Source organism: Thermostichus sp. MS-CIW-25 (assembly GCF_054060015.1).
Map to the genome: position 1 here is coordinate 151,103 of NZ_JBSSCS010000001.1, position 21,921 is coordinate 173,023.

Genomic DNA, 21,921 nt, shown 5'->3' on the forward strand with positions numbered 1-21,921 from the left:
AGATGAGCTTCCCTTACCTTGAGTGTCTCTCATTGCAAGTTAAAAATTGGGTAAATAGACTACATTTTAGAAGGCTCTTGGCAAATTTAAGATTGTTTTCTTATTCGGTTCTTGGGGAGGCGCTAGGGTGCAACGGGGATCCATGTAAACCCAGATGGGTTTAGCTAAATGAGCAGGAAGGGAAAGTTGGCCACTGGGTAGGAGTAGGATCCACTCAGGGTGACATTGGATAACCTGGAGATAGGTACCTGGAGTGAGACCCATTTGCTGCAATTGGGCGCAAGCAGCTTCGGATCCGCGCAGTTGGTAGATGCGACCTTCTTCTCCAACCTTCATGAGTTGGAGAGGAGATATGGTTATTGAGATCTTAGGGACGGTGGGCGGTGCCAACATATAGGGATCCCTAATTCTAGAAAAAAATAGAAAAAAGGCTGCTTAAGCCTAGCGGCAAGCAGCTGGAGAGCGGCGGTCTATCAAACCAAGTAAGCTTCCTGGTGAGTGCGAATCGTACAATTGGAGCGAGGTTTAGCCACGCAGAGCAGCACAAATCCTTTGGCTATTTGCTCCTCATCCAGAAAGGTTTGCTCCGATTGATCGACTTCTCCTTCTACCACTTTGGCCACGCAAGAGGAACAACTACCGGAGCGGCAGGAAGAGGGCAAGTCCACATCTTGATCCTCAGCCGCTTCTAGGATGGTTGAATCTTCATCTACTGAGATATAGGTGTCGAGCCGTCGTTTTGGGTTAACCAAGTGAACTGTGTAGGTAGCCATGATGAGATCTCCAGAGAGTTGACGAGGGGTAAACAAGGGAGCTTAGGCAGGGATCCCAGGGCTGCATTCGCCCCGCTCTCCCAAAGAGCTGCAGCCGGCACAGCCGCCGACAGCATCTGGACAACCGTAGTCTTGAAAGACTCGGAATAGCTTCTCCTGCTGCGGAGTAGAGGTGAGAAAGGTTTGGTACGCTTTTTCCAGCGCTTGCCGGGCTTGCTCCAGCCATTCTTCTTCGCTGCCCTGGAAGTGCTCCAGAGGAGCCAGATACTGAGCGAATTTGCGTAAGATATGCAGGCGATTCACGTTGACCACCCGCGGATCGTAGGGGAGCTCGAAAAAAGCGAAATAATCCTCGGCATTGACTAGGGCTTGGAAGTCTTTCCAACGGCGGTTGTGGTTCCAACTCATCGGCAGGTCTCCAGGGTTTTCAAGCGTTGTCTGAGGGTGTGCAGCCGGGCAAACAGGGCATAGGTGCGGGCTGCCAAGTCGGGGAGTCGCTCGAACCCGTCGGGTAGCCCCTCGGCCAGATCGTGCAGATCCATTTTCAGTTGGCCTGCTTTGCTGTTTAGGCGCTTGATCTCGCTGCGGAGCTGGTCGGCAGACAGGTGTTCAAAGGGCTCGAAATCCAGGCCGTTCACAACATTCTCAACGTCACTCTCATTCAACATGGGCAAGGCACTCCTGATGGCTAAAGAAATTGCTGCACAGACAAAAGGGGAGGCAGGCGGCTACAGCCGGCCCACCTCGGGGTAGGTTCGGGCCAGTTGGATCCCTTTGTCGATAAGGGCAGTGGCTTTTTCGCTGAGCTGTTCGAGGGAGTCAAAGCCAAAGCGATGGGCGTCTCGCAGGGTGTTGACCACCAACAACAGCCGCCCCGAGAAGACCAGCACCCAACCAAAGCCTTCGCTGTTGAGATCCAGCACCACCTGAGCCAGGAGGCCCGTCTCCTTTTCGATCAGGGCGGCAATGGCGCGGTAGTAGATGAGGATGCGGCTCCGCACTGCCGGATCCACCTCCCCTTCGAGGGATATCTGGCGTTTTTGGGCTTTGGTGACGACAAAGGGCTTGAGCAGCAACTCATCACTCCAGGTGCGGTAGGTGCCGTAGGGATCCGCCGCCCGCAGCTGGCGGACGATCTCCTGCAGGATGGGGCTGGTCGAGGGGGAAAGAGGGGTAACCGTCATGGCTAAACCTCCGCAGGGGAAGTAGAGGGATTTGGGGCTTCGGCTTTGCGGGCGCGCTCGGCCAAGAGCACTTTGCGCAGCCAGGGGGGAGGATTGTGCAGGGTGGTTACCAGGCGCTGCAACAAGCTCTCGATGGATTCTTCTTCCGACTGCACTTTGATGGGGGTGATGCGGCGGTTGATCAGGCGGGCGGCGGCACTGCTGCCAATGGCAGCCACGTAGATGAGGGTGACATCGGCCAAAGCCTGCAGCTTGGGCACCAGCTTGTCCTCGTTGCCATCTGCCTCCAAGTTGCCCCCAAAGGTGAGGGTCTTACAAAATCGGTAGCCTTCGGGGGTGACTTCGTAGAGGTCGATCTGGTTGGCCCAGCCAAAGTGGGCATTGACGTGCTTGCCGTCGCGGGTTGTAAAGGCCACTTGCATAGGCGTTCTCCTTAGAAACGTGAACTTGAGGGTTTGGGGGAGCTAGGGGCACTTGGGCTGCCCTTCGAAGCTCTGGATCCCTTAGAATCCCTGCCTAGAAACCTGGGGTGGGCTGGGGTGACGGGCTTCCTCCTGCTCCATCAGCAGGTTGCCGACGGCAAACAGTTGGGATAGGGTGCCGCGATAGCCCACCTGACAGATGTGGTTGGCCCCCAGCCGGTCGAAGATAGGGATCCCCATTCGATGCACTGGGATCCCCAGCCGCTTGCCCAGGCGCGCCACGTGGGAGTTGCCCACCAGCAGGTCAGCCCCGGGTGCTAGCTCCTCCAGATCCCCCAGATCTCCCACCCGCACTGCCTCAATGGGAAGGGTGGTCAAGTGGGGATCCGGTGTGGGACTGATGGCCGCCTGGATCTGACAGCCCATATCCAGCAGCCAGTCCACCCACCCCCAGAGCAGATCGGCTTCTAGGGCCAAGGCAATCCGCTGGTTGCCGAAGAAAAAGTGGCAATCCAGGAGGGCATCCTGGACTTGGCTGCGCTGGCGGCGGTAGCGAGAGGGCACCGGCTGCTGGCTGTGATCGGCCAAGGTTGCCAAAAAGGGATCCACAGCCTTGAGACCGGTCAGGTGGGGGAAAACCCGATAGGGGGTGCCAAAGCGCTGGGCCAGGATCTGAGCGGCAGGGCGCATGCTCTCGCCGACAGCTATGGTGAGGCCGGATCGCCCGAGCTGGCGCAATTGCTCAAGGGTGGTGCCGCCGTCTGGGGTCGCCCTAAAGCCGATGCCCAAGTGTCCGTCCAGGGAACCCGCGGGATCCGGCACCAGGATCGGCTCTAGGCCAAAAGCCTCCGCCATTTCTTTGATCTCCTGGGCGTCGGCAGGGGTGAGGGCAGGCCCGCACAGCACCGTTACCTGGGCAGGGCGGACGGATCCCGACGGCGATTCCGGCAGGGTGCTGACCAAGCTGTTGACGGCGATGGCATAGCCGTCTTGCAGGGATCCCTTAAAGTCAGGCGTGGAGGCCAAGACGATGGGCAGATCCTGCAATTGCGGCTGGCGTCGGCGCAGCTCCCGCAGGATGCGCGGCATATCGTCCCCGCGGGTTTCCGTGAGGCCGGTGGTCAGAAGACCAATCAGCTCCGGCTGGGCCTTCTCCACCAAGGTGAGGATGGCAGCTTCGACATTCTCCTCGCCTCCCAAGATGGTGTCCACTTCGGACATGGCAGTGGTGGACATGGGAATGGCCTCGCGGAAATGACGTACCAGCAGCGCTTTGGCAAAGGCCGTACAGCCTTGGGAACCGTGGAAGAGCGGCAGACAGCCCTTGATCCCCAGAAAGGCCAGGGCCGCCCCCAGCGGAGCGCTGAGTTTGAGGGGGTTGACGCTGAGGGGCTTGCGTTCTTGAATCAACTGGGCCATCCTCCCACCTCCTTTGCTGCTGAGGTCTCCCAGGGGGCAGGCCGTCGCAACTGCTCCCAAATGGGACTGTGGAGGGCGGCATCGATCTCCCGCGCCAAGTTCACCAGGCCGCGATAGCCGGCATAGGCATGGTGCCGCTCCTGGTTGATGTCCAGAAAGGGGATGCGGGCCTTGAGGGCGGTGTACTGGTTGCGTCCGCCGGCGATGAGCAAGTCCGCTTTCGTGCGCTCCACCACCTTGAGCAGCTCTTGCGGGCTGCCCTTGTCCAAGAGAATGCCATCCTGGCCAAGCAGCTCGCGGATGCGGGCTTTGTCTTCTTCGGTGCTTTTGCGGGTGCTGGTGGCCGTTACCTGCATCCCCAGATCTCGAGCGGCGGAGATGATCGACCAACTTTTCACCCCGCCGGTATAAAGGACAACTCGTTTGCCCGCCAGCCGCTGCCGGTAGGGGGCCAAAGCCGCCTCGGTGGCGCGAGTTTCCCGCTCGATGAGGGCCTCGGTACGCTCCTGCAGTTCGGGATCCTTCAGCCCTTGGGCAATGGCCCGTAGGCAGTGGTTCATCTCCTGCAGCCCGTAAAAGGAAGCCTCAATGTAGGGGATCCCATAGCGCTCCTGCATCTTGCGGCCCACATTGAGCAAGGCTTTAGCGCAGATGAGAACGTTTAGCTTGGCCCGGTGGGCGGTACAGATCTCGTGGTAGCGGCCATCGCCGGTGATCTTGGCCAAGATGCGGATCCCCAGCTCGTCAAACAGAGGCAAGACATCCCACAGCTCGCCGGCAATGTTGTACTCGCCGATGAGGTTAATGTCGCGGGGAGTGGTGTACTCCGGGGAGGCGGTGCCGATCACATAGTCCAGCAGGGCTTCTCCGGCCAGACGGTTGCCTAGGTTTTTGCTGCCCACAAAGCCGGGCGCATTCACCGGAATGACCGGGATCCCAAGCTGGCGGCTGGCCCGCTGACACACGGCCTCCACATCGTCGCCAATGAGGGCAGTTACACAAGTGAGATAGACAAAAATGGCGGCAGGCTGGTATTTGGCCTGCAAGTCAAGGATGGCCTGGAACAGCTTTTCCTCCCCCCCGAAGATGATCTCGTTCTCGCTCAGATCGGTGGTGAAGCCCACCCGATAAAGCTGGGGGCCAGAAGAGAGGCTGCCCCGCGTCCCCCAAGAGTTGCCGCTGCAGGCGATTGGCCCATGTACTAGATGGGCGGCATCGGCGATCGGCACCAGGGCAATCGAAGCCCCGTCAAAGGCACAGCCTCCCTGCGCTCCTCCTGGCTTGGCTTGCTCGGCACAGACTTTGTTTTTGCCTTTGCCGTCTTTCTTGTGGTTGTGCTCGCAGGCGGTCTCGTTGAGCAGCTCCGCCACTTTAGTCCGGCTGATCAAGGGCATGATGGGATCTCCTGAGAAGAGGGGGGCTGGGGTTGAGCCGCAGCTTCGGCCAGATAAGCCGCCGCCCGCAGCCGCAGGGCGATGATCTCCTCGTAGAGGGGGTTGATGCGACAGAGGGCCGGAATGTGAACGGTGCGGGATCCCAGTCGGATATCCCGCTCAAAGGGACAGGAAGCCGGGATCAAACGACAAATCCAACGCGCCTGCCGGGATCCCCGAATTTCAATGCTGTTGAGCCAGCGGCGCGGCCACTTCAGGGCGGATCTGAAAATTGAGTTCAAAACCAGGCCGAGCCATCCCAAAGGGTTGCCGACTCTGGGAAAGGGAAGAGAAGGGTAGGGATAAGTCATGGCTTAAACCTCCGAATGGGTAGAATTGGTAACAAGAGGAGGGGGAGCACACCATTCAAAAATCTGCTCCAGTTGCTCCAAGGAAATCAGCCCGTAATGCCAGAGGATCATCGGCAGGGGGCCCTGTTCACACCCATGCCGTTTCAGGGCGAAGGTGAGGGCGGATTCCGGGATCCCAAGCTCGACTTGCAAAAACTGGAGCAGCGGCGCCCGATCGGGGGTAAGCATGGCAGAGTCTCCCAAAACGAGGGGTGGGCGTAGATGGGCAAGCTAGGATGGGGACAAGCCCAAAACCAAGCTGTCGGCAGCCAGAAAGTGGGCCAGGTGAAAGGCCCGTTCTTCGGTCCGCAGCAAAATCTGCTCGTAGAGGTGACGGGTGGCGCGATCCCCAACACTTTCCGCCAGAGCCGCCTGGCGACGCAGCAGATCGATCAGGCTTTGCTCGGCCCGCAAATCCGCTTCCAGCATGGGCCGCACGGCCAATGCATCGTCCCCTTCCGGGCTGAAGCAGCACAGCTCCGCCAGCTTGGCAAAGCTGGAGGCCGGGATCCCACCCAGGCCGTTCAGGCGCTCCCCCACCTCATGGGCGTGGTTCTGAACTTCCTGTAGACTTTCGTTGAAAAATTGGTGAATTGAGTAGAACTCTGCTCCTTCCACAACCAGATGGTGCTTCAGATACTGCAAATACAGCCCCTGAAGACTGGCCCAAACTAGGTTGAGGCCCTCGCAGATGGGAACCGTGATCTCCCGTCCCAGGTGAACGGGGTTGTCTCGGACTTGTTGGAAGGAGCGAGTCGAGGGGGATGGAGTGCTCATTGGCGCTACCAAAACGAGGTGAACAGGAGAAGCAAGGAGGCAAACGGCAGAGGTTCAGGGGTGGTCATCCCCTCCTGCAGATCTCTCAGGGGGATCCCAGGTTTGGAGAGACCAGCAGCGATCCAACCAATTCAGCCAGCCAGAGCGGTCAAGGGCGAAAAGGCGGAGCACACTGTGGACGAGGAGGGCTTCGGTGGGGGTGCGAATCATCACCCACAGTTGGCCGGTCGGGGTACAGCCACAGGTCAAATCCAGCTCCTGCAGACGGTAGAGAATCCGCCAGCGATCGCAACGGGGCACCTGCAGCACTTCAGCCGTTTTCGGTGGGGGAGAAACAAGGGGGGACATAAGCTCACCGGTTGGGAAGCAGGAGGGAGTCTCAGCAGAGGGCAGAACCGTTGGGTTTCTGTTCCCCCGCTTATATCCCCCGCTTATAGCAAGCGGCTGCAGGGGCTCAGGCTTGGCAGCGGGCGATCAGGATTGATTGAGTTATTGCCGATGTACTCAAACCCTGGAAGCTTGGCCCAGAGGGCAAAAAAAGTTTTTCTGAGGGCAGGGGGTTGAGTCTTTTGCCCGCAGGGATCCGGTATTTTTGGGGAAGGGTATGGGTATTTGAGCGAGTACATCCCCCCTGTCACAACAAGAAAGTCCGACGGCCTGCCGCCGCAATAGTCTTCACTTCCTTGGCGAGGACTTTGCCCCAGGGGGATCTTTCCTCAAACTCAAACGGCTATTTTCAATACACTTTTGGGCTGATACGATATTAAATCGTAGCAATTGATGCAAAACGCAGCCGAGGCTGCGGCGCTTGAGTGCATCTGAGCAGATTTTTAGTATTTCTTAAGCATTGCCCCAAGCCCTTGTCGAATCAGGGATTCCGGGGATCCTCCCCACAGCCGGATCCCCCGCCCCTTTGGGTCAAAATACGGCATCCCCGGCCTTGAAAAACCAGACCCTTGACCCCTAAAAAAAGTTGGATTTGGCCTGCCATCAGGCTTTGCAGGTCTTGAGTACAAAGCCAATAAACTCGATCAGTTCTACCGGGCTGAGTGCAACGGAGCGGGCAGAGGGCGGTTGATATAACCGCCAGTAACGTTCTATCCCCTGGTTGACCCCACTATGCCGCCCCTTTCAACTCCGCCCCGCCAGGGATCCCCTTCCCCATCGGCCTGCGCTTGCAGCAGCAGCCCCCGCCAGGCCCTCCCCCCTCATCTGCAGCAGCGCATCGCCACCCATCCCTGCTACAGCGAAGCGGCTCACCATCACTACGCCCGCATGCACGTGGCGGTAGCCCCCGCCTGCAACATCCAGTGCAACTACTGCAACCGCAAGTTCGACTGTGCCAACGAGAGCCGGCCCGGTGTGGTCAGCGAGCTGCTGACCCCGGCGGAAGCCGCCCACAAAGTGCTGGTGATTGCCGGCAAGATCCCGCAACTGACGGTGGTGGGCATTGCTGGGCCTGGGGATCCCTTGGCCAACCCCAAGCAAACCTTCGAAACCTTTGCCCGCATCGCCGAGAAAGCCCCGGATCTCAAGCTTTGCCTTTCCACCAACGGCCTGATGTTGCCGGACTACATCGACGAGATCAAACGGCTGAACATCGACCACGTCACCCTGACCATCAACATGGTGGATCCAGAGATCGGAGCCAAGATCTACCCCTGGATCCGCTGGCGGCGCAAGCGCATTCGAGGGGTGGAGGCAGCCCGCATCCTGCACGAACGGCAGATGGAAAGCCTGGATCTGCTGCGGGAGGCAGACATCCTCTGCAAAGTCAACTCCGTTCTCATTCCCGGCATCAACGACACCCACCTCTTGGAAGTGAACCGGGTGATCCAGGAGAAAGGGGCTTTCTTGCACAACATCATGCCCCTGATCTCGGCGCCTGAACACGGCACCTACTTCGGCCTTATCGGCCAGCGGGGCCCCACCCCTCAGGAGTTGAAAGCCCTGCAAGATCGGTGCTCCGGCAACATGCGGATGATGCGCCACTGTCGCCAGTGTCGGGCGGACGCGGTGGGCCTTCTGGGGGAAGACCGCAGCCAAGAGTTCACCAAGGAGCGCTTTATGCAGATGACCCCCGAGTACGACCCCGAAAAACGCCGCCAGGTACAGGCAAGCATTGCCCAACTGCAAGCTCAGCAGCAGGCAGCCCCGACCCACTGGACAGCCGACCTGCCTCCCGACAGCCCCTCCATCCTGGTGGCCGTGGCCAGCAAAGGCGGTGGCTTGGTCAATCGCCACTTCGGCCATGCGCGGGAGTTTTTGATCTACGAGGTCAACGCCCGTGGGGCGCAGTTTGTCGGCCACCGCAAGATCCCGCAGTACTGCCACGGGGGATCCGGGGAGGACAACAACCTAGAGCAAATCCTGGATCTCATCAGGGATTGCCGAGCCGTGCTGGTCTCCAAGATCGGCGATTGCCCCATGAAGCGTATTCGCGAGGCCGGCATCGAAGTGGTGGAAGACTACGACCTCATCGAAACGGTGGCCCTCAAGTTTTACCGCACCTGGTTGGTCAACCAGGCCCTGGACAGCAAATCTCCCCGATCCTAAAAATCTCGCTTTGGAGCTTGGCTATGGCTACTGCAACTGCTCTCACCAAAGGCGGACTGCCCTGGATCCCACAGTTTATCGAAAGCCTGGATATCACCCGCTGCCTCGGCTGTAGCCGTTGCCTCAAAGTCTGTGGCCGTGGTGTGTTTGCCCTCAGAGCCCTCAACGAAGACGGCGAGTTTGTCGACAACGAAGAGGAAGAGGAAAGCGAGCGTAAGGTGATGATCATCCTCAACGCTGCCCTCTGCATCGGCTGTCAGGCTTGCGCCCGCATTTGCCCAAAGCAGTGCCATTCTCACGCTCCGCAAGCCGTTTAACTTTGCCCAACCCCTATCTTGTACCGGAGCCTGTATGAACCCTGTGATCTACCTGGACAACAACGCCACCACCGCTGTGGATCCCCTGGTTCTGGAGGCGATGCTGCCCTATTTGCAGACCTTCTACGGCAACCCCTCCTCGATGCACAGTTTTGGCGGCCAGGTGGGGCGTGCCCTCAACCAAGCCCGCGAACAGGTGGCAGCCCTTCTGGGAGCCGACCCGACGGAGATCGTCTTCACCAGTGGCGGCACCGAAGGCAACACCACGGCCATTTATGCAGCCTTGGCAGCCCAACCCCAGAAGCGCCACCTCATCACCACGCAGGTGGAGCATGCTTCAGTGCTGAATGTCTGCAAGCACCTGGAAAAACAAGGCTACCGCGTCACCTACCTCTCGGTGGATGAGCAAGGCTGCCTGGACTTGCTGGAGTTGGAAGCAGCCCTGACCGGCGATACTGCCCTGGTGAGCTGCATGGCCGCCAACAACGAGACGGGCGTGCTTTTCCCCATCGAGGCGGTGGGATCCCTGGCTCGCAGCTATGGGGCTGTTGTCCATGTGGACGCAGTACAGGCGGTGGGCAAGATCCCTCTCGATCTGCAGCGCCTGCCGGTGGATCTCCTCACCCTTTCCGGGCACAAGCTGCATGCCCCCAAGGGGATCGGCGCTCTCTATGTGCGGCGGGGCTTGCGCTTCCGTCCGTTGCTGCTGGGAGGGCATCAGGAGCGAGGCCGCCGCGCCGGGACGGAAAATGTGCCGGGCATCATCGCCCTGGGCAAAGCGGCTGAGCTGGCCCAAGCCCACCTCGGGGATCCCCATGAGCGGCTGCTGCGGGATCGCCTGGAGCAGGGCTTGCTGCAGCGGATCCCGGATGTCCAGGTTAACGGCCACCCCACTCAGCGGCTGCCCAACACCACCAACTTGGGCTTCAAGTTCGTGGAAGGGGAAGCGATCCTCTTCTGGCTGAACAAATACGGCATCTGCGCCTCCTCCGGCTCCGCCTGCACTTCCGGATCCCTGGAGCCCTCCCATGTGCTGCGGGCCATGGGCCTGCCCTACACCGTTTTGCACGGCTCAATCCGCTTCAGCCTCTCTCGCTTTACCCAGCCGGCAGAGGTGGAGCGGGTGCTGGAGGTTTTGCCGGGGATCATCGAGCATTTGCGGGCCATCTCCCCCTTCAGCCACGAGGCGGAAGACTGGCTGCAACAGCAGGAGCGGGAACTGGCTCACCGCTGACCGCCCGGCTCAAACTCATCTTCGCTCGACCGTTCGCATCCTCAACTCAGGATCCAGCCATGTGGGACTACAGCGAAAAAGTTTTGGAACTCTTCTACCACCCCAAAAACCAAGGGGCAATGGATCCCAGCTCCGAGCCTGGTGTTCGGGTGGTGGTGGGAGAAGTGGGCAGCATCACCTGTGGCGATGCCCTGCGGCTCTACTTAAAGGTGGACGAGGCCAGCGAGCGCATCTTGGCTGCCAGCTTCCAAACCTTCGGCTGCACCAGCGCCATTGCCTCTTCCTCGGCCCTGACGGAGCTGATCACCGGCCTCACTCTGGATGAAGCCCTGCAGATCGACAACCGCCAGATCGCCGATTACCTGGGCGGCTTGCCCCCCGCCAAGATGCACTGCTCGGTGATGGGGCAAGAGGCTCTGGAGGCAGCCATCTACAGCTATCGCGGCCTTCCCCTACCTGACCATACGGATGATGACAGCGCCTTGGTCTGCTCCTGCTTTGGCGTCAGCGAGCAGAAGATCCGCCGCTTGATCCGGGAAAACCGCCTCACCTCCGTTGAGGAAGTAACAGCCTACAGCAAAGCGGGCGGCGGTTGTGGTTCCTGCCTGGCCCAGATTGAAGACCTGATCGCCGCTGTTCTGGCCGAGACTGACGCAACCCCTTCAGAAGATTCAAGAAATTCAAAAGGGAACTCCCAAAACCAGACAGAGCCCTCTCCCGCTGCTCCCTCTCCCCTCACCACCTTGCAAAAGATCGCCCGCATTCAGGCCGTCCTGGAGGAGGAAGTTCGCCCGCTGCTGTTGGCCGATGGCGGCGATGTGGAGCTGTACGACCTGGAAGGGGATCAGGTGTGGGTGCGCCTCAAGGGATCCTGCGCCGCCTGCCCCAGCCAGCAAAACACGCTGCGGTTGCTCATCGAAACCCGCCTGCAAGAACAGGTGTGGCCCACGTTAACCGTGCATGCCCTCTAGTTGCCCATTCTCGATAAGCCTGAGAGCCCTATGATCTGCCCTACTCTCACCCCCCGTCGCTTCCCCCATCTCCTGCATCCATTCGGGAGGGCCCCACCGCTCGACCGGTTTGCTTTTGGATTCCAAGGGATCCAAGGCTGTCTTCCCGCGAGCTGAAATCCTTTGCAGTAAGGATCCCGTCTCGCTAATGCGACCAGTTGCGCCCATTGGCAAGAGATTTCTAACCCTTAAGTCGCCCTCAAGTTTTTCCTCAAGTCTTCATTAGGAGAACTGAACCATGAGACAAATTGCATTCTACGGCAAAGGCGGTATCGGCAAATCCACCACCTGTCAGAATACCGTTGCCGGTATGGCCGAATTGGGGCAGCGGATCATGATCGTCGGCTGCGACCCGAAAGCCGATTCCACCCGCCTCATGTTGCACTGCAAAGCCCAGACCACCGTCCTTCACCTGGCGGCTGAGCGGGGATCCGTAGAAGACGTGGAGCTGGAAGAGGTGGTGCTCACCGGCTACCGAGGGGTGCGCTGTGTGGAGTCTGGTGGCCCCGAGCCTGGTGTTGGCTGTGCCGGACGAGGCATCATCACCGCCATCAATTTCTTGGAAGAAAACGGTGCCTACGAGGATCTGGACTTTGTCTGCTACGACGTGCTGGGGGACGTGGTCTGCGGCGGTTTTGCCATGCCCATTCGGGAGGGCAAGGCCCAAGAGATCTACATTGTTTGCTCTGGCGAAATGATGGCCATGTATGCGGCCAACAACATCGCCCGCGGCGTGCTGAAATACGCCTACTCTGGCGGCGTGCGCTTGGGTGGCTTGATCTGCAACAGCCGCAAAGTGGATCGCGAGATCGAGCTGATCGAAGCTCTGGCCGAAAAGCTCAACACCAAAATGCTGCATTTCATCCCCCGCGACAATGTGGTTCAGCACGCAGAATTGCGCCGCATGACGGTGATCGAGTACTCCCCCGACTGCAACCAAGCTGACGAGTATCGGGCCTTGGCCAAAAAGATCATCAACAACACGGATCTGAGGATCCCCACCCCCATCTCTATGGATGAGCTGGAACAGTTGTTGATAGAGTTCGGCGTTTTGGACGACGACCAGAAAATCGCCCACCTCATCGGCAAAACCGAAAAAGAGTTGGCCCCAGTGTGAACTTAAAGATGGGCTGGGGGTGGATCCCTTCCTCCCTCGGCCCTCGGTTCCCCCTAGTTTCTTTCTCAAAAAAATCCAGTAGATGAGGCTCTTCCCATGACTACTCCAAAAAGCGCCATCAAAGAGGAAAACCGAAAAGTTATTGCAGAAGTTCTGGAAACCTATCCGGAAAAGGCCAAGCAAAAGCGAGCCAAACACCTCAACGTCTACGACAAGGGCAAAACGGATTGCGGAGTAAAGTCCAACATCAAGTCGATCCCCGGCGTCATGACCACTCGCGGCTGTGCCTATGCCGGTTCCAAGGGGGTGGTGTGGGGGCCGGTCAAAGACATGATCCACCTCAGCCATGGCCCCGTGGGCTGCGGCTACTACTCCTGGTCGGGAAGGCGCAATTACTACGTCGGCACAACCGGGGTAGATACCTTCGTTACCATGCAGTTCACCTCCGATTTTCAGGAGCGAGATGTGGTGTTCGGGGGGGACAAAAAACTGGCCAAACTCTTGGTGGAAGCCAGCGAACTCTTCCCCTTGGCCAAAGGCATTACCATCCAGTCCGAATGCCCCGTCGGCTTGATCGGGGATGACATCGAGGCAGTGGCCAAGAGAGTTTCCAAAGAAATTGGCAAGCCGGTGGTACCGGTGCGCTGCGAAGGCTTTCGGGGGGTCTCCCAGTCCCTGGGCCACCACATCGCCAACGATACGGTGCGGGACTGGGTTTTGCCCATTGCTGACAAGAAAGCGAAGGAGGGATCCCTCAACTTTGAGCCCGGCCCCTACGATGTGGCCCTGATTGGGGACTACAACATCGGCGGCGACGCTTGGTCTTCCCGGATTTTGCTGGAGGAGATGGGCCTGCGGGTAGTGACCCAGTTTTCCGGCGATGGCACCTGGAACGAGATGCTGCTTGCCCCTCGGGTGAAGCTGAATCTCATCCACTGCTACCGCTCCATGAACTACATCTGCCGCCACATGGAGGAAGCCTACGGGATCCCCTGGCTGGAGTTCAACTTCTTTGGCCCCACCCAAATTGCCAAATCCCTGCGGGCCATCGCCCAGCGGTTTGACGAGACCATCCAGGCCAAGGCAGAGCAGGTGATCGCCAAGTACAAGCCCCAGAGCGAGGCCATCATTGCCAAGTATCGTCCCCGCCTCGAGGGCAAGCGGGTGATGCTGATGGTGGGCGGACTGCGGCCCCGCCACGTCATCCCGGCCTTCCGGGAGCTGGGCATGGAGGTGATTGCCACCGGCTACGAATTCGGCCACGGCGACGACTACAAGCGCACCACCCAGTACATCGACGATGGCACCCTCATCTACGATGACGTGTCCGGCTACGAGTTTGAAGAATTTGCCAAGAGGTTGAAGCCAGATCTCATCGCCTCCGGCATCAAGGAGAAGTACGTCTTTCAAAAGATGGCTTTGCCCTTCCGCCAGATGCACTCTTGGGACTACTCCGGCCCCTACCACGGCTACGACGGCTTTGCCGTGTTCGCTCGCGATATGGATTTGGCTTTGAATAGCCCCACCTGGGATCTGGTCAAAGCCCCCTGGAAATCCTAGCTTGCCGCCGGGATCCCAAACGCGAACGGCCCTTCCTTCCCCTGCCCCTCATTAGGAGACCGACCATGCCGCAAGATATCCAAGACATCAAAGATCATGCCCGCCTGTTTCAAGATCCGGAGTATCAGGCGCTTCTGCAGTGCAAACAAACCTTTGAAGATCTCCCTTCCCCGGAAGAAGTGGCCCGGGTGGCCGAATGGACAAAATCTTGGGAATACCGGGAGAAAAACTTTCAGCGGGAAGCTTTGACGATAAACCCTGCCAAGGCTTGCCAGCCCTTAGGGGCCATCTTCGCCGCTGTCGGCTTCGAGGGAACTCTGCCCTTTGTCCATGGATCCCAGGGGTGTGTGGCCTATTTTCGCACCCATCTCACCCGCCACTTTAAGGAGCCCTTTTCGGCGGTCTCCACCTCGATGACGGAAGATGCGGCGGTGTTTGGCGGCCTCAAAAACCTAATCGAGGGACTGGAAAACGCTTACACCCTCTACAAACCCAAGATGATCGCCGTGTGCACCACCTGCATGGCGGAGGTGATCGGGGATGACCTGGGAGCCTTCATCACCACGGCCAGAAATGAGGGAGTTATTCCCCACAACTTCCCGGTGCCCTATGCCCACACGCCAAGCTTTGTGGGATCCCACATCACCGGCTATGACAACATGCTCAAGGCCATTCTCAGCACCCTCACCGAGCCGGTGGGCCGCACAGGCAGCAATGGCCACATCAACGTCATCCCTGGCTTCGATACCTACGTGGGCAACTTGCGGGAGATCAAGCGCATCTTCGGCTTATTTGGGATCCCGCTGACTTTGCTGGCGGACAACTCCGACTATTTGGATTCGCCCAACGACGGCACTTTCCACATGTATCCCGGCGGAACCCCTCTGGAGGTGGCCGCCCAATGCTTGAACGCCGAGGCCACTTTTTCCTTCCAGCGCTACACCACACCCAAGACCCTGGAGTTTCTAGCAGAGGCCTCGGGTCGGCCCACCCTGACGGTGCGGCCAGTGGGCATTCGGGGCACGGATGAGTTTTTGATGCAGCTATCTCAGCTAACCGGCAAGCCCATTCCCCCCGAGCTGGAGATCGAGCGGGGCCGGGCGGTGGATGCTTTCACCGACTCCCAAGCCTGGATCCACGGCAAGCGGGTGGCCCTGTACGGGGATCCGGATCTGGTGATGGGCTTGCTCAGCCTGTTGCTGGAGCTGGGAGCGGAGCCGATCCATGTGGTGGTGACCAACAGCAACGAGGAGTTCGAAGCCGAGGCGCGGGCACTGCTGGCCTCCAGTCCCTATGGACAGGGGGCAACCGTCTGGGGGGGCAAGGATCTCTGGCATCTGCGCTCTCTGATGTTCACCGAGCCGGTGGATCTGCTGATCGGCAATTCCTACGGCAAATACCTATGGCGGGATACGGGCACGCCTTTGGTGCGCATCGGCTACCCCATCTTCGACCGCCACCATCTGCACCGCTATCCCACCTATGGCTATGTGGGGGCGCTCAACCTCCTTAACTGGCTGGTCAACACCCTTCTGGATGAGGCCGATCGGCGCAGCATCATCCCCGGCAAAACCGACATCTCCTTCGACTTAATTCGTTGATGGCCAGAGCAGCGGGATCCCAAAGGCCGGACTTTGTCGGACTTTGTCAAGGATCCCCTGCTCCAAAACCGCCAGGAGGAACAGCCAAGCCTTACAGAAATCTGATGAATTCTGCCAGAACTTCGGTTGAGCTTCCTATCCTGGACGGTATTGCCCTGACGCACCCAGGGTCGCGCCAGCGGTGCGAAGCACCATCGACGGCCAGCCGGTTGCCTTGTCAGGCCGTAGGTCTTGGAGGATGGATCCCATGAATTCCTCTGTTACCATCAACGACACCACCCTACGCGATGGGGAGCAAGCGGCAGGGGTAGCCTTCCAAATCCCCGAGAAAATCTCCATTGCTGCCCTCTTGGATGCCATTGGCGTGCCCGAGATCGAGGTGGGGATCCCGGCCATGGGCGCTGTGGAAACGGAAGCCATTCGCGCCATGCTCAGCCTGGGGCTGCGGGCCCACCTGCTGGGGTGGAACCGGGCTGTGCCCAGCGATATCCTCGCCTCTATTCGTTGCGGCCTCAAGCGGATCCACATCTCCGTGCCGGTCTCGGATCGGCAAATCGCTGCCAAGTTCCAAGGGGATCGCCCTCGGCTGCTGCGACAGTTGCGCCAATGCGTGGAGATGGCCTTGGAGCAAGGGCTGTGGGTCTCGGTGGGGGCAGAAGATGCCAGCCGCACCCCCCTGGAGCAGGTGATCGAGTTGGCCCAAATGGCCCAGAGCTGGGGCTGTCGGCGCTTCCGCTACTGCGATACGGTGGGCATTTTGGATCCCTTTAGCACCTACAAGCAGATTCGCCGTCTGGTGCGGGCCATCGATATCCCTGTGGAGATGCATACCCACGACGACCTGGGCATGGCCACTGCCAATGCCTTGGCCGGGATCCGCGCCGGCGCTCAGTCGGTGAACACCACCGTCAACGGCTTGGGGGAACGGGCCGGCAACGCCCCCCTGGAAGAGGTGGTGATGGCTTTGCGCTGCACCTTGGGGATCGATGTTGGGGTGGATACCCGCCGTCTGCGGGAGCTGTCTCAACAGGTGGCGCGGGCCAGCGGTGCTCCCCTACCTCCCTGGAAGGCCATCGTCGGTGACAACGCCTTTGCCCACGAGTCGGGCATTCATGCGGCGGGAGTGCTGCGGGATCCCCAGACCTATGAGCCTTTCCCGCCAGAGGCGGTAGGCAGCCAGCGGCGGCTGGTGTTGGGCAAACACTCCGGCAGGCATTTGCTGCTCCAGATCCTCAAGGAACAGGGGATCCCTGTCGAGCAGATCCCACCTGGCCAACTGGAAAAGCTCCTGGAACAGGTGCGGCAGCACGTCACCCACTGCAAGCATCCGATCCCACCGGCGGAACTGGCCCGTTATTGCCGCGCAACGCTGACGCAATGGGCGCAACACACTCCAGAACCCATCCCAGAGGAGAGCCATCCCGATGTTGTCTAACCGCTTGTCCGGAAAGGAAACTTCCAAATCTCAGGCCATTTTGGCAGCCGTGTCTCGACGGGCGCGCCAAGTAGGCCGCAGCCTAACCCGCCAAGAGCTTTGTCAGGTGCTGGCAGAAATCACAGGAGGTACCCCATGAGCGACGAACTGGAGCTGGATCGCCCTCCCCAATTTGAGCTGGGCGACAAAGTTCGCATCCGTAAGGTCATCCGCAACGATGGCACCTTCTTCGGCCAGCCGGTGGGGAAAATCTTGGCCGTTCCGGGCGACGAAGGTTACGTGATTTCCATTGGCACCTTTCTACAACGGTTTTACGTCTATGCCGTCCACTGCTTGGCCAAAGGCTTGGTGGTGGGGTGCCGTGCCCAAGAGCTGGAACTTGTGGAGAAAGGGCTATGAAAGTCATCCTGCACGAAAGTGCCTACGGGCATTTGATGGTCTACGTTCCCAAAAAAGATCTGGAAGAATCGGTTGTGGCCACCCGTTCAGAGGCCGGGGAAACCATTTTCACCTTGAGCAACGGTTGGGAATTGTCCATCCCGGAGCTGCCGGAGCCTTTGTCTCTGCCCAAGACGGTAGAGGCCAAACGCCTCTAGCCAACGGTTGGCTGAACAATTCAAGCAATTCTATTCCTATCGGCTCATCCTCGAAAGGGCTGAGAGAATGGGTTGAACTCAGCTGTGACATACTCCCATCGCTGACCCTACAGGTACAGCGTGGGCTTCGCGCTTCATCGGGGAGCCTTCGCAAGAACCCTCCACGCGCAGACACGGAATGCCCTACCGCGTAGTTGTACCAGATTCCGGCAACGCCGTTTTGTACAACTACTCCCATCATACACCATGTGGGGGTATCTGTATCCCGACACTGATGCTACGGTTACAGTGCGGGGCTTAGCTACCCCACGCCCCCACAAGCTAACAAGCTCCAAATACCCATGAAAAGGGTTGGATCCCCCATTACTTTGTATAGACAACCAGCCTATGGAGGGAGATGGCTTTTTATCCTCCTGGGGCTCCTGGTTCTTCTTTGCCTGGGAACCGTCTATTCCTGGAGCATTTTCCGCAAGCCTCTGGAAACAGAGCTGGGGATCGGGGCCAGTGAGAGCCTGCTGCCCTACACCGTTGCCCTCGTGTTTTACGCTACCCTCATGCCCATCACAGGGTTTGTCATCCCCCGCTGGGGATCCCGCCGAGTACTGGCTCTGGGGGGCAGCTTGGTGGGCCTGGGCTATGGGCTGGCCAGCTTCGCCCCCTCCATTGGGTGGATTGCCCTCTGCTATGGAGTCATTGCCGGCAGCGGTGTGGGAATAGCCTATGGAGTGCCAATGGCCGTGGCAGCCCGTTGGTTCCCGGATCGCAAGGGATTGGCCGTGGGATCCACCATTGTCGGCTTTGGCCTATCCCCCCTGCTTACCGCTCCTCTAGCCAACCGCTTGATCGAGGCGCTGGGGGTTCGACCTACGCTGCTGATTTTGGGGATCCTCTTTGCAGCGGTGATCTTGGGGATCGCAACCCAACTGAGATTTCCTCCCCCCGATTGGATCCCTTCCTCACCTTTTCCAAGAAAATCCACGAATGGCCCAGATCGCTCTCCGTTGACTTCTCGGCGCTCTCTCCCTCTGCTGAGAAACCCCTCCTTCTATGGCCTGTGGATCTGCTACGCCATCGGCACTCTGATCGGTTTAAGCGCCATTGGGATTTCCGGCCCCGTGGGGGAAGAGCTGATCGGCCTAGATCCCCCTGCGGCTGCCAACAGTGTGGCTCTCTTCGCCCTTTTCAACGGGATCAGCCGTCCTCTGTTTGGCTGGTTGGCCGATCGCTTACATCCCCATCAGGTCACTACGGGATCCTACGGGCTCATCCTGCTGGCCTGTGGGCTGATGCTCCTGCCTCCCCAGGGATCCCTTCTGGGCTATTGGGTAGCCTTTTCCTTGCTTTGGTTTTGCCTGGGGGGGTGGCTGGCCATGGCTCCCGCCCTGACCTTGCGCTTGTTCGATCCGGGACGCTACGCCCAGAACTACGGCATCGTGTTTACCGCCTATGGAGTTGGGGCTTTGACGGGAACGATGATCACGGGCCAAATTCGGGATAGGCTAGGCAGCTATAGCTACACCTTTTATGGGATGGCCGTCTTGGCGGTGGCAGGGATCTGGGTGGCCAACGCTTTTTTGAAGGAGAAGCGGAAGTTAACGCGGCAGGGATCCCATCAGCAGGGGCAGCAATCCCCTACCTCATACCCTCCACTGCAGGGCTGGGTGAACCAACTTAAAGACTTGCCCCCCCAAGGCAAGCAGTTTGGTAGAGTAGTACGGCTATTGCCGACAGATTGGGATCGTGGCGGAATGGTAGACGCTACGGACTTAAAATCCGTTGTTCCTCAAGAACGTGAGGGTTCGAGTCCCTCCGATCCCATCATCCCTTGATCCCTGTCTGTTCCAGCACATTCAGCAAGTCCGGGATCCGAACCCAGGCATCTTCTCGATCCAAATCGGGGCTGGAAAGAAGAGCCACCAAAGCCGGATCACAAACAGGTGCTACCAAAGGGAAGTACCTTAACCCTGCCACCTGGGCAATGATCCAAAAATAGGGGAGCACTGCATTGCTGGGCAAGATCTCGATGACGGTGGTGCCGGGTGGACAAAAGGCGAGGTTGGTCAGGCCCGCCCCGTGGATCCCGATCACCGCCTCTGCCCCCTGCATCAGGGCTATTTGCTCGGGAAGAGAGAGGGTTTCCATCTGCACCGGTACAAATCCCCAGGGGCGCAAGCAGGCCAGCACCTCCGCTTCGTTGATCACCCGCCTCCAGCGGGCAGCCCGACGACTAATGTAGATCCGCCGCGGTAGCCCCGCCGCCTGCCCCAGAGGAACCAGTTGCTGCAGCACCTGCCAGCCCCTGGGGGTTAGACACCCCACCGGCCCCGCCAGCGAGGGCACAATCAGGTTCTGCGCTTGCACATGGGATCCCCCCGCCTGCTCAAAGCTGAGGAGGCGCTCGCTTGGGATCCCCAAGGCAGCTAAGCTTTGCACCTGGAAAGGCTTGCCCTGGTAGCCGTGAACCAAGAGGGGGATGTCCTTTTCGAGGACGCCGGAGCGGCGTAGGAGATCGAGGGCGGGCAGGATGTCCACCATCCAATGGAAGTAGTTGACCGCCCCCAGGGGCAAGAGGGCGACAGGGCCATCCAGCGGAATTGGCGGCGGCAGGTGGGGCAAGTCCAAAACGGGGTGGTGTTCTAGGTGAGCCGGCTTCCAGTCCCAGTCGAGAAACTCCGGCGGCGGCAAGCTGGGGGAGACATCGGCCAGCAACTCACCCCTACGGGTAAGCACGGCGCTGGCAAAGCTGGCGTAGAGGTGGCGGGGATAGTGGCCCACGTGCACGGATCCCTGCGGAATCTGGGCCACAAAGGTCTCGGCCAAGGGGATCCGCTGCGAGCGCAGCTTTTGCCCAATGGCAGGGTCAGCCGTAGGAGGAGCTTGGAGACAGAGAACCCCTTCTGGATCCACCACCTGGTAGCTGCCCTCGCCGGTGGCCTGGTGCCACTGCCGGGTGGTAAGGTAACCCTGGCTGGGCACTGGCAGGGGGTTGCCAGCACTGGGCGGTGGGCTCTGGCAGGCTGGGGAAGGAAGGGTTGCCTGCGCAGGGAGCCAGCGCTGCTGCCAGGCGCGGTACCGCTCCTGCCAAAGGCTGTCAGGGGATCCCTGCAGGGCCTGCTCCAGCTCCAGCCGCAGCCGACTGTCTCTGCCGCTGCCCTCACACCAGGCCTGTAGCCACTCCCGCTCCGCCGCCAGCGCCTGCCGGAACTTCTCCCAAGCCCCCTGCGGGTCATTCCGCCGCACCTGAGCCTCCGCCCAGTAGCTGTAGAGCTCTGCTGTCTGGGTGCCCCGCGCCGCTGCCTCCTGAAAGCAGGCCACCGCCTGCTCCAGCTCCCCCAGATCCAGCCAAGCCAGGCCCATCTGCACCCAGGGATCCCCCCACTCTGGCCTTAGCCGCGCTGCCTCCTGGAGAGGGGAGAGGGCCTCCCGCAACCGGCCCAGCTTGAGCAGGGCCAGGCCCCAGCGCCAAAAGCTCTCCGTGGCCGTTGGATCCCAGCGGCAGGCCTCTTCAAACCACTCTGCTGCTTCTAGCCACAGTCGGCTGCGCTCCTGGACTAGGCCAAGGCGATGGGCCGCCAACGCCGCCTCTGGGGCAGCGCCACTTTCTAGCAACTGCCGATACAAAGCCGCCGCCTGCGGCCACTGCCCCCTTTCCCACAGCCCCTCTGCCAGCTCCAGCAGTCCCTCTGCCCAGCAGCGGGTAGCCTCAGCTTCGGCCCCTAGGAGGGCCAGACCCTCCTGCCAAGTGAGCTGCGCCTCTAGCTCCCGCCCCAGGAGTAGGTAGGCAGATCCCAGCCACCAATACAGCAGGGGCTCTTGGGATCCCTGCTCAAGCTGCCGCTGCAAACTTTGAGCAACAGAGCCGTAGCATCCCTGTTCCCAGTCTGCCCGCAGAGAGTCGGGAAGGTGCAAAGAAGGGTCAGAGGCCATGGTTTTTGACGAGAAGGCAACTGAGAATGAGTGTTACAAACTGCAACAACCTCCCCCCTCTGGTCGCATCCCCCTAGTATTCTAGGCTTGGCTTCCCCCTCAGGGACGCGGCGTCCATTCCTCCCCAACTCTGAGAGGGATGGGGGCCGGTTTAGCTAAGTCGATGGGTCAGCCCCTTTCCCGGGGCATCCTCCCTGAGCCTTGTCGGCA

At 59.7% G+C, this 21,921-nt stretch carries 24 protein-coding genes, 1 tRNA gene and 1 pseudogene; 13 read left to right on the forward strand and 13 right to left on the reverse strand.

Going from position 1 to position 21,921, the window contains the following annotated elements; translation table 11 throughout:
- Positions 1–66: 66 nt before the first annotated feature.
- The 12 genes from ACVWZ1_RS00730 to ACVWZ1_RS00785 form a co-directional block, all read right to left on the reverse strand.
- Positions 67–393, reverse strand: a complete 327-nt coding sequence (locus ACVWZ1_RS00730; protein ID WP_457502271.1) for a ferrous iron transport protein A — start codon at positions 391–393, stop codon at positions 67–69.
- An 80-nt stretch (positions 394–473) separates the two neighbouring features.
- A complete protein-coding gene (locus tag ACVWZ1_RS00735) occupies positions 474–773 on the reverse strand; it encodes a 2Fe-2S iron-sulfur cluster-binding protein (protein ID WP_099813376.1) in 300 nt (99 codons plus the stop codon).
- Positions 774–815: 42 nt separating this feature from the next.
- Positions 816–1,181, reverse strand: a complete 366-nt coding sequence (gene nifW, locus ACVWZ1_RS00740; RefSeq protein ID WP_414522058.1) for a nitrogenase-stabilizing/protective protein NifW — start codon at positions 1,179–1,181, stop codon at positions 816–818.
- On the reverse strand, positions 1,178–1,441 hold the full coding sequence (locus ACVWZ1_RS00745) for a CCE_0567 family metalloprotein (RefSeq protein WP_011430665.1): 264 nt from the start codon (positions 1,439–1,441) through the stop codon (positions 1,178–1,180). The genes nifW and ACVWZ1_RS00745 overlap by 4 nt, the downstream gene beginning before the upstream one ends.
- Positions 1,442–1,501: 60 nt before the next feature.
- On the reverse strand, positions 1,502–1,957 hold the full coding sequence (locus ACVWZ1_RS00750; protein ID WP_457465724.1) for a NifX-associated nitrogen fixation protein: 456 nt from the start codon (positions 1,955–1,957) through the stop codon (positions 1,502–1,504).
- A 2-nt stretch (positions 1,958–1,959) separates the two neighbouring features.
- The gene (gene nifX / locus ACVWZ1_RS00755) at positions 1,960–2,379 is read right to left on the reverse strand and encodes a nitrogen fixation protein NifX (RefSeq protein ID WP_414342057.1); all 420 of its coding nucleotides are present in this window, start codon (positions 2,377–2,379) and stop codon (positions 1,960–1,962) included.
- Between the two features lie 81 nt (positions 2,380–2,460).
- Positions 2,461–3,798, reverse strand: coding sequence for a nitrogenase iron-molybdenum cofactor biosynthesis protein NifN (gene nifN / locus ACVWZ1_RS00760; RefSeq protein WP_457502272.1), 1,338 nt, complete (start codon positions 3,796–3,798; stop codon positions 2,461–2,463).
- A complete protein-coding gene (nifE, locus tag ACVWZ1_RS00765; protein WP_099887423.1) occupies positions 3,786–5,192 on the reverse strand; it encodes a nitrogenase iron-molybdenum cofactor biosynthesis protein NifE in 1,407 nt (468 codons plus the stop codon). The genes nifN and nifE overlap by 13 nt, the downstream gene beginning before the upstream one ends.
- The gene (locus ACVWZ1_RS00770) at positions 5,183–5,542 is read right to left on the reverse strand and encodes a Mo-dependent nitrogenase C-terminal domain-containing protein (protein WP_011430660.1); all 360 of its coding nucleotides are present in this window, start codon (positions 5,540–5,542) and stop codon (positions 5,183–5,185) included. Before ACVWZ1_RS00770 ends, nifE begins: the two co-directional genes overlap by 10 nt.
- A 3-nt stretch (positions 5,543–5,545) precedes the next feature.
- Complete coding sequence (locus tag ACVWZ1_RS00775; RefSeq protein WP_011430659.1) at positions 5,546–5,770, reverse strand: DUF2949 domain-containing protein; 225 nt, start codon at positions 5,768–5,770, stop codon at positions 5,546–5,548.
- 42 nt (positions 5,771–5,812) lie between these two features.
- The gene (locus tag ACVWZ1_RS00780; RefSeq protein WP_011430658.1) at positions 5,813–6,358 is read right to left on the reverse strand and encodes a ferritin-like domain-containing protein; all 546 of its coding nucleotides are present in this window, start codon (positions 6,356–6,358) and stop codon (positions 5,813–5,815) included.
- 54 nt (positions 6,359–6,412) lie between these two features.
- Entirely contained in the window at positions 6,413–6,706 is a 294-nt protein-coding gene (locus ACVWZ1_RS00785) for an Asr1405/Asl0597 family protein (protein WP_011430657.1), read from the reverse strand.
- Between the two features lie 771 nt (positions 6,707–7,477).
- Here ACVWZ1_RS00785 and nifB point away from each other — a divergent pair.
- The 13 genes and pseudogenes from nifB (at position 7,478) to ACVWZ1_RS00850 (ending at position 19,602) form a co-directional block, all read left to right on the forward strand.
- A complete protein-coding gene (gene nifB, locus ACVWZ1_RS00790; protein WP_457465728.1) occupies positions 7,478–8,914 on the forward strand; it encodes a nitrogenase cofactor biosynthesis protein NifB in 1,437 nt (478 codons plus the stop codon).
- A gap of 23 nt (positions 8,915–8,937) precedes the next feature.
- Positions 8,938–9,231, forward strand: a complete 294-nt coding sequence (gene fdxB, locus ACVWZ1_RS00795; protein ID WP_457502273.1) for a ferredoxin III, nif-specific — start codon at positions 8,938–8,940, stop codon at positions 9,229–9,231.
- A gap of 34 nt (positions 9,232–9,265) precedes the next feature.
- The gene (nifS, locus tag ACVWZ1_RS00800) at positions 9,266–10,465 is read left to right on the forward strand and encodes a cysteine desulfurase NifS (protein WP_457502274.1); all 1,200 of its coding nucleotides are present in this window, start codon (positions 9,266–9,268) and stop codon (positions 10,463–10,465) included.
- Positions 10,466–10,524: 59 nt separating this feature from the next.
- A complete protein-coding gene (gene nifU, locus ACVWZ1_RS00805; protein ID WP_457502275.1) occupies positions 10,525–11,436 on the forward strand; it encodes a Fe-S cluster assembly protein NifU in 912 nt (303 codons plus the stop codon).
- Between the two features lie 277 nt (positions 11,437–11,713).
- Positions 11,714–12,592 carry a nitrogenase iron protein gene (gene nifH, locus ACVWZ1_RS00810; RefSeq protein ID WP_011430651.1) on the forward strand — a complete coding sequence of 293 codons (879 nt, stop codon included), beginning with the start codon at positions 11,714–11,716 and terminating at the stop codon, positions 12,590–12,592.
- Positions 12,593–12,688: 96 nt separating this feature from the next.
- Positions 12,689–14,152: a nitrogenase molybdenum-iron protein alpha chain gene (gene nifD / locus ACVWZ1_RS00815; protein WP_457502276.1), complete on the forward strand. Its 1,464-nt coding sequence runs from the start codon at positions 12,689–12,691 to the stop codon at positions 14,150–14,152.
- Between the two features lie 65 nt (positions 14,153–14,217).
- Positions 14,218–15,753 (forward strand): nitrogenase molybdenum-iron protein subunit beta, encoded by a 1,536-nt coding sequence (gene nifK, locus ACVWZ1_RS00820; RefSeq protein WP_457502277.1) that lies wholly within the window; start codon positions 14,218–14,220, stop codon positions 15,751–15,753.
- A gap of 247 nt (positions 15,754–16,000) precedes the next feature.
- On the forward strand, positions 16,001–17,188 hold the full coding sequence (gene nifV, locus ACVWZ1_RS00825; protein ID WP_457502278.1) for a homocitrate synthase: 1,188 nt from the start codon (positions 16,001–16,003) through the stop codon (positions 17,186–17,188).
- Positions 17,178–17,327 carry a hypothetical protein gene (locus ACVWZ1_RS00830; RefSeq protein WP_011432085.1) on the forward strand — a complete coding sequence of 50 codons (150 nt, stop codon included), beginning with the start codon at positions 17,178–17,180 and terminating at the stop codon, positions 17,325–17,327. The genes nifV and ACVWZ1_RS00830 overlap by 11 nt, the downstream gene beginning before the upstream one ends.
- On the forward strand, positions 17,324–17,587 hold the full coding sequence (locus ACVWZ1_RS00835; RefSeq protein ID WP_011430646.1) for a nitrogen fixation protein NifZ: 264 nt from the start codon (positions 17,324–17,326) through the stop codon (positions 17,585–17,587). Before ACVWZ1_RS00830 ends, ACVWZ1_RS00835 begins: the two co-directional genes overlap by 4 nt.
- Entirely contained in the window at positions 17,584–17,784 is a 201-nt protein-coding gene (gene nifT, locus ACVWZ1_RS00840) for a putative nitrogen fixation protein NifT (protein ID WP_011430645.1), read from the forward strand. The genes ACVWZ1_RS00835 and nifT overlap by 4 nt, the downstream gene beginning before the upstream one ends.
- Positions 17,785–18,125: 341 nt before the next feature.
- A pseudogene (locus ACVWZ1_RS00845) lies at positions 18,126–19,373 on the forward strand (L-lactate MFS transporter); the annotation flags it as partial.
- Positions 19,374–19,518: 145 nt separating this feature from the next.
- Positions 19,519–19,602: transfer RNA gene (locus ACVWZ1_RS00850), tRNA-Leu, on the forward strand.
- Here the strand turns inward: ACVWZ1_RS00850 and ACVWZ1_RS00855 are convergent.
- Positions 19,603–21,711, reverse strand: a complete 2,109-nt coding sequence (locus ACVWZ1_RS00855; protein ID WP_457502279.1) for a glycosyltransferase 61 family protein — start codon at positions 21,709–21,711, stop codon at positions 19,603–19,605.
- Positions 21,712–21,921: the final 210 nt, after the last annotated feature.

Coding starts and splice junctions, on each gene's coding strand:
- ACVWZ1_RS00730 (WP_457502271.1), bottom strand. CDS start 393: ATGTTGGCACCGCCCACCGTCCCTAAGATCTCAATAACCATATCTCCT.
- ACVWZ1_RS00735 (WP_099813376.1), bottom strand. CDS start 773: ATGGCTACCTACACAGTTCACTTGGTTAACCCAAAACGACGGCTCGAC.
- nifW (WP_414522058.1), bottom strand. CDS start 1,181: ATGAGTTGGAACCACAACCGCCGTTGGAAAGACTTCCAAGCCCTAGTC.
- ACVWZ1_RS00745 (WP_011430665.1), bottom strand. CDS start 1,441: ATGTTGAATGAGAGTGACGTTGAGAATGTTGTGAACGGCCTGGATTTC.
- ACVWZ1_RS00750 (WP_457465724.1), bottom strand. CDS start 1,957: ATGACGGTTACCCCTCTTTCCCCCTCGACCAGCCCCATCCTGCAGGAG.
- nifX (WP_414342057.1), bottom strand. CDS start 2,379: ATGCAAGTGGCCTTTACAACCCGCGACGGCAAGCACGTCAATGCCCAC.
- nifN (WP_457502272.1), bottom strand. CDS start 3,798: ATGGCCCAGTTGATTCAAGAACGCAAGCCCCTCAGCGTCAACCCCCTC.
- nifE (WP_099887423.1), bottom strand. CDS start 5,192: ATGCCCTTGATCAGCCGGACTAAAGTGGCGGAGCTGCTCAACGAGACC.
- ACVWZ1_RS00770 (WP_011430660.1), bottom strand. CDS start 5,542: ATGACTTATCCCTACCCTTCTCTTCCCTTTCCCAGAGTCGGCAACCCT.
- ACVWZ1_RS00775 (WP_011430659.1), bottom strand. CDS start 5,770: ATGCTTACCCCCGATCGGGCGCCGCTGCTCCAGTTTTTGCAAGTCGAG.
- ACVWZ1_RS00780 (WP_011430658.1), bottom strand. CDS start 6,358: ATGAGCACTCCATCCCCCTCGACTCGCTCCTTCCAACAAGTCCGAGAC.
- ACVWZ1_RS00785 (WP_011430657.1), bottom strand. CDS start 6,706: ATGTCCCCCCTTGTTTCTCCCCCACCGAAAACGGCTGAAGTGCTGCAG.
- nifB (WP_457465728.1), top strand. CDS start 7,478: ATGCCGCCCCTTTCAACTCCGCCCCGCCAGGGATCCCCTTCCCCATCG.
- fdxB (WP_457502273.1), top strand. CDS start 8,938: ATGGCTACTGCAACTGCTCTCACCAAAGGCGGACTGCCCTGGATCCCA.
- nifS (WP_457502274.1), top strand. CDS start 9,266: ATGAACCCTGTGATCTACCTGGACAACAACGCCACCACCGCTGTGGAT.
- nifU (WP_457502275.1), top strand. CDS start 10,525: ATGTGGGACTACAGCGAAAAAGTTTTGGAACTCTTCTACCACCCCAAA.
- nifH (WP_011430651.1), top strand. CDS start 11,714: ATGAGACAAATTGCATTCTACGGCAAAGGCGGTATCGGCAAATCCACC.
- nifD (WP_457502276.1), top strand. CDS start 12,689: ATGACTACTCCAAAAAGCGCCATCAAAGAGGAAAACCGAAAAGTTATT.
- nifK (WP_457502277.1), top strand. CDS start 14,218: ATGCCGCAAGATATCCAAGACATCAAAGATCATGCCCGCCTGTTTCAA.
- nifV (WP_457502278.1), top strand. CDS start 16,001: ATGAATTCCTCTGTTACCATCAACGACACCACCCTACGCGATGGGGAG.
- ACVWZ1_RS00830 (WP_011432085.1), top strand. CDS start 17,178: ATGTTGTCTAACCGCTTGTCCGGAAAGGAAACTTCCAAATCTCAGGCC.
- ACVWZ1_RS00835 (WP_011430646.1), top strand. CDS start 17,324: ATGAGCGACGAACTGGAGCTGGATCGCCCTCCCCAATTTGAGCTGGGC.
- nifT (WP_011430645.1), top strand. CDS start 17,584: ATGAAAGTCATCCTGCACGAAAGTGCCTACGGGCATTTGATGGTCTAC.
- ACVWZ1_RS00855 (WP_457502279.1), bottom strand. CDS start 21,711: ATGGCCTCTGACCCTTCTTTGCACCTTCCCGACTCTCTGCGGGCAGAC.